Genomic DNA, 2143 nt, shown 5'->3' on the forward strand with positions numbered 1-2143 from the left:
GAGGCAGCATGGGGTCGGGGAGACGGCAGGCGCCGGGGAGCGTGGTGTGGCTGTTGATGGGCGTCGTGACGCTCGTCGTCGGAGTGGCCATGGCTCTGGAGGTCCGCGGGGCGCTGGACCGGGAGCGGGAGTTCCGTGCCGCGCCGGCCTGCGCCTCCGTCCCGGTGAAGGCGTCGGGGTGCCGGTGGGAGCAGGAGTTCACCGTCCGTCAGGCCGACACGAACCGTGGGAAGCGCAACGCCCCGCCGGAGGCGGAGCTGCTGCTGCCCTCCGGGAAGCCCTGGGACGTGACGTTTCGGCAGGCCGGTCCGGTCGTGTCGGAGCTGGAGCCGGGCGAGAAGGTCGTCGGCGTGATCTGGCACGGGCAGGTCGTCGAGGTACGGGACGCCGACGGGCGGCGGCAGCAGACGTCCGACGGGCCCGTGGGCTGGCCCGCGGACCGGCTCGGCGGCGCGCTCGTCTGTTTCTCCTTCGGCCTGCCCGCCCTCGTCGGCGGCGTGTGGCCGCTGTTCGCGCGGGGCGACCGGCGGCACGCGAAGGCGGCGGTCGTGGTGCGGTGGCACGGCGTCTGCCTGGCCGTCGTGGCCGTCTTCACCCTGTGGGCACAGGATGCGAGCGGCTGGCCGCTCTGGGCGATTCCGGCGATCTGGGGGCCGTTCACCCTGCTCGGCCTGGCCTCCATGACGGCCTTCGTCATCGCCGCCCTGCGCGGCGACATGGACGACGAGGCCCCGCCCGTCCCGGAGGCGGATCCGGCGGCACCGGCGTCAGGTCACTCCTGACCCCGGACGTCGTCGGTCAGCCGCGCACCCTCGCACGGTGACGCGCTGCCGCAGGCGGCCCGGGCCCGGAGGGGTACGCCGTTTCTGCGCAGCACCTCGCGGACGTCGAGGATCAGCGGGAAGACCTCGTGGTTGCGGTCCTCGCCCTGCTCGTCCCAGGCCCGCTGCTCGGCTTCCACGGCCATGCGGTCCTCGGCGAACACCCGCTCGGTGAAGCGCCTGATGAACGGCCAGGCGACCTGGAGGAGGCCGGGGATGCCGGGTTTGTCGATCATGAGCAGGCCGAAGGCGCGGCAGGTGCGCTGCTCGGCGTCCTCGGGCACGTAGGCGGCCCACAGGCGGAAGGCCGGGCGGTCGGCGTTCTCCGGGACCAGGTCGAGCGTCTGGTAGGGGTAGTCGGTGCGGATGGTCATGACGTCGGCGGTGCCGCCCCCGATGCCCTCGGCGGCCAGCAGTCCGGCGCTGCGGTTCCGTTTTCCCCCGGTGTGCGTGAACAGGTACCGGGCCTCCACGGACCGCTCGTCGGTCTCGTAGCCCAGCAGTTCGGGGTGGAGCCTGCCGACGACGCCCCGGTGGAGGAACTGGTGGTTCATGTCGAGGAGGTTCTCGTGCATGAACGAGTAGTGGCAGCGCACGGTCCGCGAGTACGTCATGGTCCGGTACCGCGGTGAGCCGAAGGCGGGCAGGTGCGGCAGCGGTGTGGCCGCCGCGCGCCGCGGGTCGCCCGGGAAGACGAAGACCAGGCCGTACGCCTCGCGGACCGGGTAGCCGCGCACGCCGCGGGGCGGCCGGCGGTCGCCCTTGGCCAGGTACGGGATCTGCGAGATGCGGCCGTCGCCGCGATAGGCCCAGGCGTGGTAGCGGCAGCGGAGCGTCTCGCCCTCCACGACGCCCATGCTCAACGGCACCTGCCGGTGGGCGCACCGGTCCTCCAGCGCGTGCACCTCGCCGCTCTTTCCCCGGAACAGGGCGATGCGCTCCCCCGCGAACGTGGCCGCCAGCACCTGTTCGGCGCGCACCCGCCGGGACAGGGCGACCGGATACCAGTGGTCCGGGTTCGCGCCCACGCGCCGCAGATCGGCCTTGGCGGGGTCCGGGCCGGTGTGCTCCGAGGGCTCGGCGGCGGCCCTGTCGGTCTCGGTCATACCTCTCCTCGCAGGGGAACACGGCACGGTCGGCCACCCTCACCCTGACCGCGGTCCCGCGCCGGTGCCCTGCCGGAGGGTCCGGACGGGTGAACGCCTCTCTCAGGCGCCGCGCAGCGGGTTGGGCAGCGGCAGGTAGCGGGCGTCCGCGCCGTCGGCGCCGGTCCAGCGGAGCAGCAGGTTCGTCTTGCCGGGGAGGGTGGGTGAGGCGAGCAG

2 protein-coding genes are annotated in these 2143 nt (G+C 73.8%); one reads left to right on the top strand and one right to left on the bottom strand.

The features are described from left to right. Positions 1-782, top strand: a 782-nt coding sequence (locus CCL05_RS42270) for a hypothetical protein (protein ID WP_341868302.1), incomplete at its 5' end; no start/stop codon positions are given. Here CCL05_RS42270 and CCL05_RS42275 read toward each other — a convergent pair. Further along, positions 773-1927, bottom strand: coding sequence for an aromatic ring-hydroxylating oxygenase subunit alpha (locus tag CCL05_RS42275; protein ID WP_086565823.1), 1155 nt, complete (start codon positions 1925-1927; stop codon positions 773-775). The two genes, CCL05_RS42270 and CCL05_RS42275, sit on opposite strands and share 10 nt — an antisense overlap. Positions 1928-2143 lie beyond the last annotated feature (216 nt).

Source organism: Streptomyces africanus, assembly GCF_002150735.1.
Classification (GTDB): Bacteria; Actinomycetota; Actinomycetes; order Streptomycetales; family Streptomycetaceae; genus Streptomyces; species Streptomyces africanus.